This is a genomic window from Desulfobacula sp., assembly GCF_014237455.1.
In the GTDB taxonomy this organism is placed as follows: Bacteria; Desulfobacterota; Desulfobacteria; order Desulfobacterales; family Desulfobacteraceae; genus Desulfobacula.
Genome location: NZ_JABZFL010000036.1, coordinates 26,659 through 42,796 on the forward strand (window position 1 = coordinate 26,659; position 16,138 = coordinate 42,796).

Here is a 16,138-nt window from a genome sequence, read left to right on the forward strand (position 1 = left end):
CATATGAAAGACAAAAAGAAAATCGACAAAGAACGGAAAATGTCTTATGACAGTTTGCCCTCAAGTGTTAAAGACAGCTTGACCGAGGAAGAAAAAGAGCTTTTTCTTTATGCTGAGCAATGGCCGGATTCTCTGTTTGAAAAACTGGAAGAATTTATCATTAAAGATTAATTTTTGTCTTTATCTTTTTTTTATCAAGGTATTCCCATCTTTCATAAAGATGATGTACCTTTTCCTGTGTCTGTTTGAGCACAGAACAATAGTGTTTCATTTTTTCAGGTGTGTTCATGATTTCAGGTTCTTGTATTTTATTGGAAAGCAATTGAACCTCGTCTTCACCCGCTAAAATTTTTTCTTCGATATGGTCCAGTTCATATTTGTCTTTATATGAAAAACTTAAGGGAGGGGTGGGTTTTTTTCTGTCTGTTTTTTTTGTTTTTCGGGGTTTTTCAAGGCGTGTTAAACGGTGGTTCAGGATCTGATTAAAATCTTTAAAAAATTTGGCTTTTGAGCCAGGATCAAGATATAAAATTCGATGACAGACCCTGTCCATAAGAAAACGATCATGGGAAACAATAACAACAGCACCCGGAAATTGCCTTATACTGTCTTCAAGAACTTCCAGAGATAAAATATCCAGATCATTGGTGGGTTCATCCAACAGAAGGATATCACAAGGAGAAAGCATGATATTGGCAAGGATAATTCTTGCCTTTTCACCGCCGGATAGTCTTTTGACCGGCATATCAAGCTGGTCCGGCATAAACAGAAACCGTTTTGCCCAGGTGACGATATGAATGGATCTGCCTTTATAATTAACACTGTCTCCACCGCCTGGATTAAGGGCTTCTTTTAAAGTTAATGTAAGGTTTAACCCGGAGTTTAATCGGGAACGATCTTGATCGAAGACAGCAATTTTTAAATTTTCCGCCCATTGGATTTTACCTTCATCCGGGAGGATTTTTTTTTCAAGGATGGATAAAAATGTAGACTTGCCACTGCCGTTTTCTCCAACAACACCGAGGCAAACCTCAGGTCCAAGTTCAAAGGAGATATCAGAAAATAGTTCTTTGCCATTGATACTTTTTTTAAGATGATAGGCTCTTAGCAATTTTTTGGTCTGTCTGCCGGTAGCATGAAAGTCAATATCCACTATAGCTGTATTTTTATTCCTGTCTTTTAAGGCAAGCAATTCCATTCTTAATTTCTGAGCCTGTTCAATTCGATATTTTGCTTTTGTGGTTCTGGCTTTAGGCCCTTGCCTGAGCCATTCGTCTTCCCTTCTCATTTTGCTGGATAAAGACGCTTGTTTTTTTTGCTGCCCTATTAAAAACTTTTTTCTTTCTTTTTCAAATTTTTTATACTGGCCGGCAATTTTAAAATATCCTTCAGGATAATATTTTGCGATTTCCATTACATTGAAACAGACATTTTCAAGGAAGGTACGATCATGACTGACAACGATAAATGAAAACGGTGCAGATTTTAATATATCTTCCAGCCACAAAATGCCGTTAATATCAAGATGATTGGTCGGCTCATCCAATAAAAGGATATCAGGTTTACAGCAAAGTGCTCTTGTGACAGCTAATTTTTTTTTCCACCCGCCGGACAGATTCCCCACCCGCATATTTGGATCTTCAAACTCACCTTTCCCCAATAATTTTTGAACAATTTTATGACGCTCCCTGTCATCAAAAGGGCTGTCCTTTGTACTGTCATATAAAAGCTGTTCCACTGTTTGATCGGGATTGAGACGGTCTTCCTGGGAAAGATATATAAATCTTAAGCCGGTTTTGGTAATCAGCTCTCCGGTATCAGGTTCAATTTTATTTGCAATGAGTTTTAGCAGCGTGGATTTACCGGAACCATTCATTCCAATAAGCCCCAGCTGCTCATTTAATTTAAAGTCAATGGAAAGGTCGTGAAAAAGCGTATCATCCCCATAGGTTTTTGAAACATTTTTCAGACTGAAAACAAGATTCATGGCTGCTGTTTATCATTATTGAGTTGACGATAGACTCTGACCATTTTGATCAAAAAACTGATCGCCAACGCTAAACTGATCAGTATGATAAAGCTTGCAGAAAAAAAGGTCATGATAAAACTAAAAGGGTCTTTCAAAGTGTAGGAGCCAATCATCAGATCAAATCCGAAAATCAGAAAAAAAATAGAGACAAGCATCATACCCGCCTGAAAAACCCACCACGTATATTTCATAAAGAGAAATTTTCCTTATTAAAAATTTTACAAATCCAAAATCAGGGCAAGTCTACAGGGATACGTTTAAAAAATCAAATCCATTGATAAACCCATTGATTTGTTTTACCAAGACATTATAATGCAGTTAATAAAGAATAATAGAACAGGAGCAGTATTATGAGAATTCTGGTTGTCGAAGATGATTTAAAAATTGCAGAATTCATTCAAAAAGGCCTTAAATCATCAGGATTTGCAGTTGATCATGCCGCAACAGGAAACCAGGGGTTTGAAATGGCCTTTGAAGAGCCTTATGATACAATGGTTGTGGATATTATGCTGCCGGAACTGGATGGTATATCATTAATCAAAAAAATTCGAGAAAATAATAATAATACACCGATTATTATTTTAAGTGCAAGAGATCGAGTGGATGACAGGGTAAATGGTCTTCAGGCCGGAGCTGATGATTATCTGACAAAACCTTTCGCATTTTCTGAGCTTCTTGCAAGGATACAGGCGCTTATCAGACGAGCCAGCAATATTACAGATCCCGTGAATCTTTCATATGCCGATTTAAGCATTGATATATTGAAGCGCCAGGTAAAAAGGAATGATGAAATTGTCGAATTGCAACCCCTGGAATTTTCTCTTCTGGAGTATTTGTTGCGTAACAGGGAACGTGTGGTGTCAAGAACCATGATTATGGAACATGTCTGGGATTACAATTTTGATCCGATGACCAATGTTGTTGAAGCAAGAATTTGCAGACTGAGAGATAAAATTGACAAAGACTTTGAACCCAAATTGATTCATACGGTTCGGGGTGCAGGGTATGTGCTGAAAGTTTAATGATGTATAAAATTTTTAATACAATAGCGTTTAGATTGGCACTCTGGTTTACAGGAATTTTCACCATCTGTTCCGGTGTTGCCTTTGTTTTGTTTTATTTTCTTGCCACTCAAACCATTCAGAGTCAAATCGATCAGGAGCTTTTAGATAATGCATCCAAATTTTCTGCTATTATTCACAGGAACGGATTGATGGGTGCAAGAGAGCTTGCTGTGGTAGAAGCCCAGGCAGCAGGAGAAAAAGTGATTTTTTTCAGACTTGTATATCCAACAGGAGAAGTGTTTGCTTCGTCCCACATGTCTTACTGGAAAGATGTCCATGTCGGCAAACAGGCCTTAAGAAGTCTTATTATAAATCAAAGCAGTATTTTTGAAACCATTCAAATTCCATTAACCAGACAAAAAGCAAGAATCCTTTATAGTTATGTGGCAACAAATGTCATTTTACAAACTGGAATAGCAATGGAGTTTCATTCTAAATTTTTATCGGCCTTTAAAAAGGTTTTTATCGGTGCCATGTGCTTCATTGTCATTTTTTCTGCAGTGTCCGGCTGGCTTTTGATAAGAAAAGCATTGTCCGGTGTTGCGACCATAACAAAAACAGCTCAAAATATTACTGGCAGTAATCTTGAAGCCAGGGTTGCCGGAACCGGGAACAAGGATGAGCTGAATCATCTTGTAATAACCTTTAATTCAATGCTTGACAGAATCGAAGAACTGGTGAAAAGCATCAGGGAGATGAGTGATAATATTGCCCACGATTTAAAAAGTCCGATTACCAGGGTCAGAGGATTTGCAGAACTTTCACTTACCCATGAGGAAAGTCTGGAAGACTATCGTATCATGGCTTCCAATACGATTGAAGAGTCAGACCGTCTCCTGGATATGATCAATACAATGCTGGTAATTTCAAGGGCAGAGGCAGGAGAGGGTGATTTTGAGTTTAAAAAAACAAATCTTTCTATAATGATTAAAGAGGCATGTGATCTTTTTGCTCCTCTTGCCGAAGATAAAAATATCAAATTTCACCAAACTATTGAAGAACAGATATTTATTGCCGCAGACGTAAAAATGCTTCAAAGGGCATTTTCCAACCTGTTAGATAATGCAATCAAATATACACCTGAAACCGGGAAGGTAAGTATTCTTGCATTTAAAGAAAATCATCAGGTGGTAATCAAAATTGAAGATACAGGAATCAGTATAGCACCGGAATTTTTCGAGAAAATATTTGAAAGGTTCTACAGAGCAGAGTCATCCAGAACAAGTGCCGGAACCGGTTTGGGTCTTAGCCTTGCCAGAACCATTGTCCGACAGCACAAAGGGGATATTTCAGTGTCAAGCCGGCAGGGCAAGGGCTCTGTATTTGTGATGACATTACCATATAGTAATCCTGAGGTCATTTAATCGTCATATTTATGGTTTATTATTAAAGTCGGTAAGGGAAATATCGATTTTAAAATTTATGGGAGGTTAAAATGAAACAGATAAATAAAATATTTTTTATCATTATTGTGATAGCCCTGGTGGCCGCACCGGCAATTGCTAAAAAGAATTTTAAAAATACCAGAATGGTGCCGGTAAGTTTTGCTGAGCTTGCCAAACAGGCAAAACCGGGTGTTGTAAATATACAGACAGTTAAAACAATTGATGGTGGGGGAAGGGTTTACAAACATTTTTTTGGCCAGCCCTTTGGTGGGAAACAAAACCCGTTTGATGAATTTTTTGCCCCTTTTTTGAATCAGCGGCCGCAAAACAGAAAAGAGAAAAGTCTGGGTTCCGGCTTTGTTATCAGTAAAGACGGATATATTGTCACCAACAACCATGTGATTAAGGATGCAGATCAAGTCAAGGTTATATTACACGATAAAACAGAATATGATGCAAGTATCATAGGAACTGATCCAATGACAGATCTGGCACTTATTAAAATTAAGGCAAAGGATTTGGCACCCTTAAAATTTGGAAGTTCCTCTGAAGCGGATGTTGGATCATGGGTGGTCGCCATTGGCAGTCCGTTTGGACTTGAGCAGACAGTAACTGCCGGGATTGTCAGTGCAAAAGGAAGAATTATTGGATCCGGACCCTATGACGATTTTATCCAGACCGATGCCTCCATTAATCCGGGTAATTCAGGCGGACCCTTGTTGAACCTTGATGGTGAAGTTATTGGTATCAATACAGCGATTGTCAGATCAGGGCAGGGCATCGGTTTTGCTATCCCTTCAGATCTTGCAACCGGTGTTATTGATCAATTGAAAGAACAAAAAACGGTTTCCCGGGGCTGGATGGGCGTGGCCATTCAAAATGTCACGGAACAGCTGGCCAAATACTATGGAATTAAAGAGACCAAAGGTGTATATATTGCCAAAGTATATGAGGGAGATCCCGCAGATAAGGCTGGTGTCAAGGCCGGGGATGTTATCTTTATGATCAATGACAAAAAAATTGATTCATCAAGGGACCTTACTTTTTCCATTGCCGGTTCATCTGTCGGGGAAACGGTTAATGTCGGGCTGATGCGGAATGGTAAAGAAAAAATCGTAAAGGTTAAACTTGGGAAAAGACCGGACCAGGATCCTGAAATGATTGATACAAATGATGGGTATGATCTGTTCGGGTACAGGTTAAGGCAGATGGATTCCGATATCGCACAAAGACTTGGCTATCCTGACGATATCAAAGGACTTGTCGTTATTGATATAGAATCAGGCAGCCAGGCATCAAAAACAAATGTTCGCCATGGAGATCTGCTGATGGAAGTGAATCGTCATAAAATTGATAGCAACGAAGAATACAGGCAATATTTGGAAAAAATAAATAAAGGCGGGATAGTTCAGCTTCTGTTCAGAAGAGGTAACAGCCATGTTTTTGTTGTGAGTTTTGAAAAACCATAGCACATAATATTTTATTATTAGCAAACGGCATTCGTAACGATTTTACCAGAAAGTAGGCTATTCTTAACTATTTTGTTGACAACTGGCTATTTTCTAACTATATTACCAGCAGAATAATAATTTTACGAGGATGCCCTATGGAAATAAATGTTTTGGAATCTCGTCCTGCTGGCTATGCTTATCTGCTTGAAAATCTCGAGCTGACTGGCATGCCTCATTGGCATACCTCATTTGTGTCCTCTTCAGGAACTCACAGATCGAAAGTTCAGGATGGAGCAATTGAAGACATATACCCGACAAGATACTGGCCTGGAGAAAAAGTCGGTGATCATCTTGAGTTTGCGCTGAAGTATGACGGGGTCAACCTGAGCTTGCTGGCTCTAATCTTCGAGCACGTTTCTCAGGAAGATCTCACCGAGTACATCAAATCCAAGCCAACCGGAAAGTACGCTCGAAGGATCTGGTTTTTCTATGAGTTCATGGTCGGCAAAATGCTTCCTATCGATGACATTACTTCCGGTAACTATGTCGATGCACTGGAGACAAAGAAATATTACACAGTCCAAAACGGGGATAAATCCCCGCGCCATCGCATCGTCAACAACCTCCTTGGCCCTCAAACCTTCTGTCCGCTCATCAGAAGAACTGAAAAGCTTCCCAAACTGGATTCCGCCGATCTGCGTAAAAGATGCGAGAATATTGTCACCGCATATCCACCGGAACTGCTTCGCCGGGCACTGAGCTACCTCTATAACAAAGAGACAAAGTCGTCTTTTGAAATTGAGCACATCAAGCCCAATGCCTCCCGAACTGAAAAATTCATTACCTCCTTAGAGCTTGCTGAAAAAGAGGACTTCTGCGAGAAGGAAAGACTGATAGAGCTTCAAAACCGGATTGTTGACCCGCGATTCAAAGACAGCGATTATCGGGAAAGCCAAAATTACGTCGGGCAAATGGTCGCCTATCAAAAAGAGATTATACATTCCATCTGCCCAAAGCCTGATGACCTGCCCAGCCTGATGGCGGGACTGATTGAATCCCACAAGCGGATGAAAGCTGGGAATATTTCTCCGGTTATCCATGCAGCGGCGATTGCCTACGGTTTTGTATTTCTGCACCCGTTTGAAGATGGAAATGGCCGAATTCATCGGTTTTTGATACACAACATCCTTTCGCTGCAGGAAATGGTTCCGCGCGGGCTCATGTTCCCGGTTTCGGCAGTCATGCTCAAGAATCCAGCGGATTATGATGCATCGTTGGAGGCTTTCTCGCGGCCTCTACTTAAACTCATCAATTATCAGCTGGATGAAATGGGGCAAATGACCGTCGAGAACGATACTGCGTGCTGGTATCAGTATATGGATATGACAGCTCAGGCAGAGGCTTTGTATGAGTTTGTAACCAAAACCATTGAAGAAGAACTTGTGGAGGAGCTCAGCTTTCTGGCCAACTATGACAATACCAAGAAGGCGATACAGGACATCATCGATATGCCTGACCGCTTGATTGATTTGTTCATCCAACTGTGCCTGAAGAACAACAGGAGTCTTTCTGGCAGAAAAAGATCCACTTACTTTGATTTCCTGACCGACGAGGAACTCGTTGCCATGGAGCAGGCAGTTAAAGATGGCTACAACCGACCGGACTAATCAATAGCCTGGAGAGACGGGTTGTCTTTTTTTAAATGGTGGAGCTGAGGGGGATCGAACCCCTGACCTTACGGCTGCCAGCCGTACGCTCTCCCAGCTGAGCTACAGCCCCATGGTAAAAGCATTACTTAAATAATAGATTGAATCTGTTGTGTCAACAAAAAATTATTTATAAATATTTAAAGTTAAATTAATAAAATATTGACACATGGTTTTATGAAAAGATAATATAAGCGTTTATTTAATTAAAATATTTTTATTTTATACGAGAGTTAAGGAGAAAGTGATGCTGCGTTACTTGCGTGAAAATACCGGAAACTGGATCATTAAAATATTTCTTGGGATTATTGTCATTGTATTTGTATTTCTCGGTGTGGGATCATTTGGAACAAAAAGGAATAATTCAATTGCAACCATTAATGATGAACCCATTACCATGGAGGAATATCAGCAGGCGTATAAGGCTATTGTTGATCAGATGAGAGCAAGATTCGGGAAAAACCTGAATGATGATATCCTGAAGGCACTCAATGTAAAACAACAGGCGCTTGACTCATTAATTGAACAAAAACTAATTTTAGCCCAGGCAGACAAACTGGAAATTGTAATTTCTGATAAAGAACTTCAGCAATCTTTACTGTCCATTAAAGCCTTTCAGAAAGAGGGGAAATTTAATTTGGATCAGTATAAAAAGGTGTTAAGCTTGAATTCTTTGAATTCTGAAGTTTTTGAACAAAACCAGATCAATTCGTTAAGACAGCAAAAAGTAAGGGATATGGTGTTAAGTGCGGTCAATGTATCAGACCTTGAAGCACGCGATTGGTATCTTTTTCAAAATACAAAAATTGCGGTTGATTACCTCTTGTTTAACCCCGGCAGCTATTCCGATATTCATCCTGATGAAGAACAGATCAAAAATTTTTATACTGAAAATAAAGACAATTATAAATCCGATCCTAAAATCAAGGCAGTATATTTAAAGTTTTCCCCTGAAGATCATAAAGACAAAGTAACTGTCAGTGAAACCAATATCAAAGAGTATTACGAAGAACATCAGGAAGAATTTAAAATACCTCAAAAGGTTGAAGCCAGGCATATTTTAATTAAAGTTGCCAAAGATGCCGAAGAAGCAGAAGTTAAGTCGGCAGAAAAAAGAGCGTTGGAAATTTACGAGATGATTGGTAAAGGCCAGGATTTCGAACAGCTTGCAAAACAATATTCAGAAGGCCCCTCAAAAGAGGGCGGTGGATATCTGGGTATATTTGAAAAACAAAGCATGGTAAAACCTTTTGCCGACAAGGCGTTCTCCATGAAAGCCGGTGAAATCGGCAAACCTGTAAGAACAATGTTTGGCTGGCATATCATTAATGTGATAGCTAAATTTGACGCTTCCACTCAGGCTTTGGCGCAGGCTTCAGGAAAAATAAAAAAAGAACTTGAACAACAGGAACTGCAAAATTTTGCCTATGATAAAGCCGGAGAGGCATTTGATGCTGTGATTGACGGAGATGATTTTGAACAGGTCTCCCTGATTGCCAACAAAAAAATTATTAAAACCAAAGAATTCAGTATGAATGGTGAAGGACTTGATATCGTCGACAATACAGGATTTGCAAGTGCTGCTTTTGGGCTTTCTGTTGATGATATCAGTGATGTAAAACAATTCGGTGACGCTTATTATTTGATTAAGCCAGTTTTAAAAATCGAACCGGTTGTTCAAGAACTTGATCTTGTTAAAGACAGAATTTTAAAAGAACTGACTGCAAAACTTCAAAAAGAACAGGCAGAAAAAGAGGCTCAATTGTATATAACAAAAGCCAATGATGAAAAAACACTGGATCAACTGGCCAAGGAACATCATCTGAAAGTCAAATCCACAAATTTATTCACAAGGAACAGCACTATTGAAGGTGTGGGAAATTCCCCCGAATTTATCCAGGCAGGTTTTTTATTAAATCAAAATAATAAAATTCATTCTGAAATAATTGAAACACCGGCCGGGTATTATATTATCGGGTTTAAAGAAAAAAAATCCCCTGAAGAATCTGAAATTTTAGAAAATCTTAAAACTGTAAAAAACGAAATCAGCTGGAGAAAACAGACACAATCTTATCAGGCATGGATCAATGAATTGAAAAAAAATAGTGAAATCAATTATGATCCTCAAATTTTGAACTAAGGTTTCATATGAAAAATAGTACCATTGCCTTTAGAATTGTAGTTTTAGGGCTCTTACTCTTATTTTCATGTGCCCCTAAACATTCGATTGTCCTGTCCAATAATGGCATTCAAACTGATCCTGCCGTTGTTTACGGAATTCTGCCCAATGGATTTCAATATTTCCTTATGGAGAATTCCACACCAGAGGACAGGGTTAATATTCATCTTGATGTTTTTGCGGGTTCAATGAATGAGACAAATGAACAACAGGGTGTTGCCCATTACCTGGAACACATGCTGTTTAACGGATCAGAGCACTTTAAACCCGGAGAATTAATCCAATATTTTCAATCCATTGGTATGGACTTTGGTGCAGACGCCAATGCCCACACCTCTTTTTTTAATACTGTTTATGATCTGTCTCTCCCAAACGCAGATCAAAAGCATATGGATGAAGCCTTTGTTGTCATCCAGGATTATGCAAAGGGTGCACTTCTCCTGGAAACCGAAGTGGATCGTGAACGGGGAATTATTTTAGCTGAAAAGAGAGAGAGAGACTCGGTATCTTACAGGACTTTCAAAAAATCACTGGAATTTGAACTTCCAGATTCACTTTTTAATCAAAGATTTCCCATTGGGACTGACGATGTCATAAAAAAAGCGGATCGAAAACTTTTAAAAGCCTATTATGATCAATGGTATCGCCCTGATAATATGGCGTTAATTGTTGTAGGTGATTTTGATATCAAGACTGTCCAGCCTATGATTATTAAAAGATTTTCCAAGCTTAAACCCCGCACGCCTTTTTTTAAAGATTTTTTATCAACCAAATGGAAAGAACATCAAGGGATAAAAACATTTTATCATTATGAGCCCGAAGCAGGCAGCACTGATATCACGATAGAGACCATTTCCCGGATACCGTTTGAAACTGAGACCCCGGAGACCATAAAAAAAAGAACTTTAAATCATATTGCAAATTCAATATTGCAAAACAGGCTTTCAAGAATGGTAAACAGGCAAACTGCCGATTTTTCTGAAAGCTCTGTTTTTTCAGGAGCATTTTTGCATCATATTTCATTGTCTGCCATTCATGCCACCAGTGAACCGGATAAGTGGGAAAAGGCGCTTCATCAGATCGAAAATGCTTTGAGACAGGGGCTTACATACGGGTTCACACAAAAAGAACTGGACAGGGTTAAGGCTGATTTTATTTCTTCTCTTGAAAAAGAGCTGGATCAGGCTGAATCACGGAAAAGTCCAGATCTGTCCAGAAAGATTTTGAGAACCATCAATCGAAAGGAGCTGTTTTTATCTCCTGAACAGAGAAAAGATTTTTTAGAGCCCTATATTGAATCGATTTCATTGCAGGATGCCCATGAGGCTTTAAAAGAATCATGGTCAAAAGATCACAGGCTGGTACTGGTAACAGGGAATGCTGATATAAATGCAGAAGAGCCTGAAACAGCCATTCTCGATGTATATCAGAAAAGTCTTATGAATAAGGTGAGCCAGTATGAAGGGTTTGAATCAAAAAAGTTTCCTTATCTTGAATTGCCGTCTGCAAAAGCCGGGATACGGGTAAGAGAAAAAAACGTCAAGGATCTTGGCATTACTATAATCGATTTTCATAATAATGTTCGATTGAATTTTAAAAAAACAGATTACAAACAAAATGAATTCCAATTTAAGGTTTGTTTTGGAGAAGGGAAAAAATCTGAGCCTGTATCAAAGCCTGGTTTAGCGCTTGTCAGTGAGAGTGTTTTCAGGACAAGCGGGCTTGGAAATCTTGATGCGGACCAGTTGGAAGAAGCCCTGGCCGGTAATAAGATCCGTATCGGATTTGGAATTAATGAGAATTATTTTTCTTTATCCGGTTCTGGCGACCCGAAAGAAGCCGAGCTTGTTTTTCAACTCATCTATCATTATTTCAATGATCCGGGATACAGAGATGAAGCGTTGAATCTTGCAAAAATTCGATATAAACAGCGATATGACAACCTTATCCGAACACCCGAAGGCATCATGCAGATAAAAGGAGATCTTTTCCTTGCCAAAAATGATTCAAGATTTGGGCTGCCTCAGCCTGAGACGATTCATCAGTATACGTTAAATGATATTAAAAACTGGCTGTCCCCCTATTTTCAAAACTCACCTGTTGAGGTGTCTATTGTGGGAGATTTTGATCTTGAAAATATGATCAGTCTTGCTTCAAAATATATGGGAACATTTAAAAAAAGGAAAGAATTTTCAAATGAAGTGAACACGCCCGGGGAAATATATTTCCCAAAAGGAGAGCAGCTTGAACTGAAAACAGAGACAAAAATTAATACGGGTGTTGTTCGTGTCGCATTTCCAACCGATGATTTTTGGGATATTATGCAGACCCGAAAGCTCTCTATTTTATCCAGGGTTTTTTCCGAAAGATTGAGAATTGCCATTAGAGAGGAGCTGGGTGAAACATATTCTCCTTATGTATATAATGATTCGTCCATGAGTTTTGATGGCTATGGAATACTGCATGTGGTTGTCAATGTAAAACCTGAAAGCCATAAATTTATTTACCATAAAATTAAAGAAATCATTATTTCTTTAACCACAAAGGGTATTTCAAAAAAAGAGACGGATTTAGCTTTAAAACCGGTTCTAAATCATCTAAAAGTTCTTCGAAAGACGAATGGGTATTGGTTGAATTCTGTTATGGCTAACTCTTTAACGTATCCACAAAAATTTGACTGGGCCAATAATATGATGGCAGGCTACAATACCATCACCAATGATGATTTAATACTGCTCGCAAAAAAATACCTGAATATCGATAAAAGTGCATTGATCGTAATAAAACCAGAAAATAGTACGGATTAACAGATTATATTTTTTCTTCAAATAATTTTAAGATTCTGTTTTTCCTGACATTCTCCGGTGTAAAAATTCTGCCGCTGATGGCAAGATATACACCATTCGATAATGTTTGAACTGCAGCGACCGCAGCCCCTAAATTAAAAATAGCATCACTTGATTTGAATTTGGCCGGTTCCATGGCACCGGTAAGGACAATAACCTTGTCTTTAACAGTACCCAATACTTTTGCCGTTTCAATCATGGTGTCAGTGCCGTGGGTGATGATAACTTTATTGTTTGGTTCGTTTTGCACCGCCTGCCGGATAGCTAACCGATCTTTGTCCGTCATTTCAAGAGAATCTTTTTTCAATATGGAAGAAATATCATATTCAAAATTTACCCTTGCATTTTTTAGAATATCATCAATATTGGATTCTCCAACCTCATATTTACTTAAAGCATCAAAGTATACTTTATCAATGGTTCCGCCCACAGCAAAAAATTTAATTTTCATTTCAACCCTCTTTTATTGAGTCTTTTGATTCTAAAAAAAAGTTCAGTGTTGACAGGCAGATATCATAATTAAATCCTCGGTACCGTAGAAAATTCATCATTTTTTTTTTAAACTTATCTTCATCAAGATTTTGCCACATCCTGATTTTCGGTCTTACCGCTTTTAAAGCCAGATCCTGATCATCATATTGCTCTAAAACAGCATCAACGATTGAAGTGTTAACCCCTTTTTTTTTGAGTTCATACTGAAAGGCAAATTTTGATTTGGGTTTGTTTCTTACTTTACTTTCTACAAACAGGGTTGTAAAATTTTTATCATTTAAATGATTTTGTTCCAGTAAAATCTCAATAATTTTTTTAATAATATCTTCACTAAACCCTTTCTTTTCGATGTATCCCTGCATTTCATAAACCGTTCTTGGTCGATAGGATAAATATTTTATCGCAAGATTTAAAGGCAGTTTAATTGATTTAATATCATTCACTATATACTTTATCCCATAACTTGACAGGGGTTTTTAAGATATTGGACATCATATTGATAAGACTTTTGCCAACCGAAGAGGGGTGCAAAGGGATAACTGTCGGATCGGAAAGCGTTCCGGTCGCTTTTACCGGAACCGATACCAGCCGTCCTTCAAGGAATGTATTTATAATGGGAATATGTTCGATAATAAGATCAACCGTTTTAAAAGGAGCAACCAGACAAGTCAGATTTATTTTATCATTTATCGGATCAATCCAGCCACTGAATATAAGTGTCATGTCCTGGCCGTCAATTATTGCTTTGGTAAGATAAATTATACTATCCTTGATATCTGCTTCTATGGAAATATTTTTATAAGCAAATCCATCTTGTGTCACATTTGGAATTTTCCCTTTAAAAATTTTTGAAACATTTAAAACAGATAAAATTCTTGAAAGAAGCGTTAACTTATAAATACGCCCTTTTTCAGCGTTAAATATAAATGCGCCTGTTAATTTATTTAAAAAGTCTTTTTTAGTGCCATTTGACAGGAGTCTGCCGGTTAAAGAATATTGACCATCCATCAAATCATTTTTTTGGAAAAGACAGGTCAATAGATCCTGAATATTGGCTTTGTTATTGGCCTCAAAAGGAATATTTGCATCAATCATATCTTTTTTTAAATTGATATAACCGCTTGTTTTTAAATCACATAAAAAGGCCTTATTTAATTTGATATATGAATGATCTTTTTTTAAAGATAATTCACTGTCAATATGGGTAAGGGTCAGATTTTTAATTTTCAGTTTATCTGTCTTGAAATTGATGGTTTTATCCGGTAATAGCTGCTTGTCCATTGAGATAGTTTTCGATTGAGAAATAAGCGAATTTAGATTTATGCTCTTGGTTATGATATTTAAACTAGAATCTTTATTTGTATGTATTAATATGGGTTGTCCCTCAGTAAGATCATCAAGTTTTTTTGCCCAGAAACTGTCAGGTACAACAACTTTATTTAATGTTGCTGTATCTAAGATCCCCTTAAAATCAAACAGGGGTTTGTCATTATTGTGATTTAAAGATACGGCTCCATTTGAAACTCCCTGATCAACAAATTTTATTGAATTTAAGGTGAATGATGCAGGTGTTTCACCTTTTAGATCAATATAGAGTTCCGGCCCACTGGCGAAATTAAGGCTACTTTCAAAAAAAGACTCTTTTGTGCTGATATGGAAATTGCCCTTTTCCATATCAAATGGTACTAAAATACTGTCAAGATATTTTTTTTCAATGAAAGGTTCCATCCATGAAAGATCATTCATTTTCATCTGAATCTGCTTCAAACTTAACAGATTATTCGATAGATGATATTGACAGGACAGGTTTTCTATTTGTTTATGACTCAATCGTGTCGTCACATCAATTTCGATTCCCATACCTTTTAAATCATATTTCCACAGGTCCGGGTTTAATATGGGTCCGGCCAGATCTATTGATGTGACATAAATTTTACCGTTTCCACCTTTGACGGGTGAAATAATTTCTTTGGTTTTTTCATAGGACATCAGCCAGGGGATCATTGAATCCAGATCAATCATACCGGAACCTGACTGAATGCTGATCCGCGTTTCATCCTTAAAATCGACTAGCGTATTAAGATCATAAATTGCACTGCCGTTAATAACACCATTAAGGCGTTTGAGATATACGATGTCCGGCTCATAGTGAAAATTTACATTTTCAAGGGCGATATCACCGGGGATACGATCATATTTGCCAAAAACAGAAAAATCATTTGTATTAATTTTAACATTAAGATCAGTGGACTCTGTTTCCAATAAAAGATTTAATTTGACTTTTGAACGTCCTGTAACATTATGGACAAGCGATAACTCCTTTGCCAGAAGAGTGTCTGGCAAAAGTGATATCAAGGTTTGTGGAATCATTGAAAGATCAACGTCAAGTAAAAACTCACCTTGAAACGGAACATCTATATGATTTAAAAGGTCGATAGTGAGACGGCCCTTTCCAATTTTTGAACTTTGAATTATCGCGCTGTCTGTATTTATATCAAGAACGCCATTATGGATATGGGCATCCCCGTTTACGTGAGAAGCAGTCAAATCTGTTTGGGGAATATGTACCAGACCATCCTCAATATTTCCCTTAAGTGTTAAATGATTCCCATTAAAAAGATCTTTAAGGTCTTTGCTTTGAAAAGATACATTAACTTGAGGTGCAATACCGCTATGGAGAATTCCAAAAATACTTTTTGTGATGTCGTTATCCTTGAATAATAATAAGGACATTTCTCTTGCCTGATCAATATGAATACGGGTTCCGCTGAATCGTATTTCTGATTTTTTTTTGGCTCGATTGTTTTCAAAATGAATGGCAACCGATCCATTCGGATAATTCAGTTTAAATGGGTTTATATCGATTTGATAAAAATTATCAGACAATTTAAAAGATGACTCAATAAGGTTTGAATCGAACAATATGTGGTTGTTTCTGGATTTAAGTTTTGGCGCAATGAAGCTGCATTGTCCGTTGATTTTGCCC

The 16,138-nt window shown here is 37.8% G+C and carries 12 protein-coding genes and 1 tRNA gene; 7 read left to right on the plus strand and 6 right to left on the minus strand.

Going from position 1 to position 16,138, the window contains the following annotated elements; translation table 11 throughout:
- Positions 1-3 precede the first annotated feature (3 nt).
- Positions 4-171, plus strand: a complete 168-nt coding sequence (locus HGJ91_RS05705; protein WP_291346743.1) for a hypothetical protein — start codon at positions 4-6, stop codon at positions 169-171.
- Here HGJ91_RS05705 and HGJ91_RS05710 read toward each other — a convergent pair.
- Together HGJ91_RS05710 and HGJ91_RS05715 are read right to left on the minus strand one after the other, a co-directional pair.
- Positions 161-1,987 carry an ABC-F family ATP-binding cassette domain-containing protein gene (locus HGJ91_RS05710; protein ID WP_291346744.1) on the minus strand — a complete coding sequence of 609 codons (1,827 nt, stop codon included), beginning with the start codon at positions 1,985-1,987 and terminating at the stop codon, positions 161-163. The genes HGJ91_RS05705 and HGJ91_RS05710 overlap by 11 nt on opposite strands.
- Positions 1,984-2,220, minus strand: coding sequence for a hypothetical protein (locus HGJ91_RS05715; protein WP_291346745.1), 237 nt, complete (start codon positions 2,218-2,220; stop codon positions 1,984-1,986). The genes HGJ91_RS05710 and HGJ91_RS05715 overlap by 4 nt, the downstream gene beginning before the upstream one ends.
- A gap of 159 nt (positions 2,221-2,379) precedes the next feature.
- Here HGJ91_RS05715 and HGJ91_RS05720 point away from each other — a divergent pair, with 159 nt between their 5' ends.
- From HGJ91_RS05720 to HGJ91_RS05735, 4 genes are all read left to right on the plus strand, one after another.
- Positions 2,380-3,051, plus strand: coding sequence for a response regulator transcription factor (locus HGJ91_RS05720; protein ID WP_291346746.1), 672 nt, complete (start codon positions 2,380-2,382; stop codon positions 3,049-3,051).
- Entirely contained in the window at positions 3,051-4,457 is a 1,407-nt protein-coding gene (locus HGJ91_RS05725) for an ATP-binding protein (RefSeq protein ID WP_291346747.1), read from the plus strand. Before HGJ91_RS05720 ends, HGJ91_RS05725 begins: the two co-directional genes overlap by 1 nt.
- Before the next feature lie 71 nt (positions 4,458-4,528).
- Complete coding sequence (locus HGJ91_RS05730; protein ID WP_291346748.1) at positions 4,529-5,947, plus strand: Do family serine endopeptidase; 1,419 nt, start codon at positions 4,529-4,531, stop codon at positions 5,945-5,947.
- Positions 5,948-6,084: 137 nt separating this feature from the next.
- Entirely contained in the window at positions 6,085-7,596 is a 1,512-nt protein-coding gene (locus HGJ91_RS05735; protein ID WP_291346749.1) for a Fic family protein, read from the plus strand.
- A 36-nt stretch (positions 7,597-7,632) separates the two neighbouring features.
- On the opposite strand, the gene HGJ91_RS05740 is transcribed toward HGJ91_RS05735, so the two are convergent.
- Positions 7,633-7,708, minus strand: a tRNA-Ala gene (locus tag HGJ91_RS05740).
- Positions 7,709-7,882: 174 nt separating this feature from the next.
- Between HGJ91_RS05740 and HGJ91_RS05745 the strand changes: the two genes are divergently transcribed.
- Together HGJ91_RS05745 and HGJ91_RS05750 are read left to right on the plus strand one after the other, a co-directional pair.
- The gene (locus HGJ91_RS05745) at positions 7,883-9,775 is read left to right on the plus strand and encodes a peptidylprolyl isomerase (protein WP_291346750.1); all 1,893 of its coding nucleotides are present in this window, start codon (positions 7,883-7,885) and stop codon (positions 9,773-9,775) included.
- A gap of 8 nt (positions 9,776-9,783) precedes the next feature.
- Positions 9,784-12,621 carry a pitrilysin family protein gene (locus HGJ91_RS05750; protein ID WP_291346751.1) on the plus strand — a complete coding sequence of 946 codons (2,838 nt, stop codon included), beginning with the start codon at positions 9,784-9,786 and terminating at the stop codon, positions 12,619-12,621.
- A 4-nt stretch (positions 12,622-12,625) separates the two neighbouring features.
- On the opposite strand, the gene HGJ91_RS05755 is transcribed toward HGJ91_RS05750, so the two are convergent.
- From HGJ91_RS05755 to HGJ91_RS05765, 3 genes are all read right to left on the minus strand, one after another.
- Positions 12,626-13,111, minus strand: a complete 486-nt coding sequence (locus HGJ91_RS05755) for an asparaginase domain-containing protein (protein WP_291346752.1) — start codon at positions 13,109-13,111, stop codon at positions 12,626-12,628.
- A gap of 1 nt (position 13,112) precedes the next feature.
- On the minus strand, positions 13,113-13,595 hold the full coding sequence (locus HGJ91_RS05760) for a regulatory protein RecX (protein WP_291346753.1): 483 nt from the start codon (positions 13,593-13,595) through the stop codon (positions 13,113-13,115).
- Positions 13,588-16,138 (minus strand): AsmA-like C-terminal domain-containing protein (locus HGJ91_RS05765; protein ID WP_291346754.1); only part of this gene is annotated, 2,551 nt, incomplete at its 5' end. The genes HGJ91_RS05765 and HGJ91_RS05760, both read right to left, overlap by 8 nt.

What these genes read in the sequence shown, in the direction of transcription:
- HGJ91_RS05710 (WP_291346744.1), bottom strand. Translation starts at nt 1,987, where the DNA reads ATGAATCTTGTTTTCAGTCTGAAAAATGTTTCAAAAACCTATGGGGAT.
- HGJ91_RS05720 (WP_291346746.1), top strand. Translation starts at nt 2,380, where the DNA reads ATGAGAATTCTGGTTGTCGAAGATGATTTAAAAATTGCAGAATTCATT.
- HGJ91_RS05725 (WP_291346747.1), top strand. Translation starts at nt 3,051, where the DNA reads ATGATGTATAAAATTTTTAATACAATAGCGTTTAGATTGGCACTCTGG.
- HGJ91_RS05745 (WP_291346750.1), top strand. Translation starts at nt 7,883, where the DNA reads ATGCTGCGTTACTTGCGTGAAAATACCGGAAACTGGATCATTAAAATA.
- HGJ91_RS05755 (WP_291346752.1), bottom strand. Translation starts at nt 13,111, where the DNA reads ATGAAAATTAAATTTTTTGCTGTGGGCGGAACCATTGATAAAGTATAC.
- HGJ91_RS05715 (WP_291346745.1), bottom strand. Translation starts at nt 2,220, where the DNA reads ATGAAATATACGTGGTGGGTTTTTCAGGCGGGTATGATGCTTGTCTCT.
- HGJ91_RS05705 (WP_291346743.1), top strand. Translation starts at nt 4, where the DNA reads ATGAAAGACAAAAAGAAAATCGACAAAGAACGGAAAATGTCTTATGAC.
- HGJ91_RS05735 (WP_291346749.1), top strand. Translation starts at nt 6,085, where the DNA reads ATGGAAATAAATGTTTTGGAATCTCGTCCTGCTGGCTATGCTTATCTG.
- HGJ91_RS05750 (WP_291346751.1), top strand. Translation starts at nt 9,784, where the DNA reads ATGAAAAATAGTACCATTGCCTTTAGAATTGTAGTTTTAGGGCTCTTA.
- HGJ91_RS05730 (WP_291346748.1), top strand. Translation starts at nt 4,529, where the DNA reads ATGAAACAGATAAATAAAATATTTTTTATCATTATTGTGATAGCCCTG.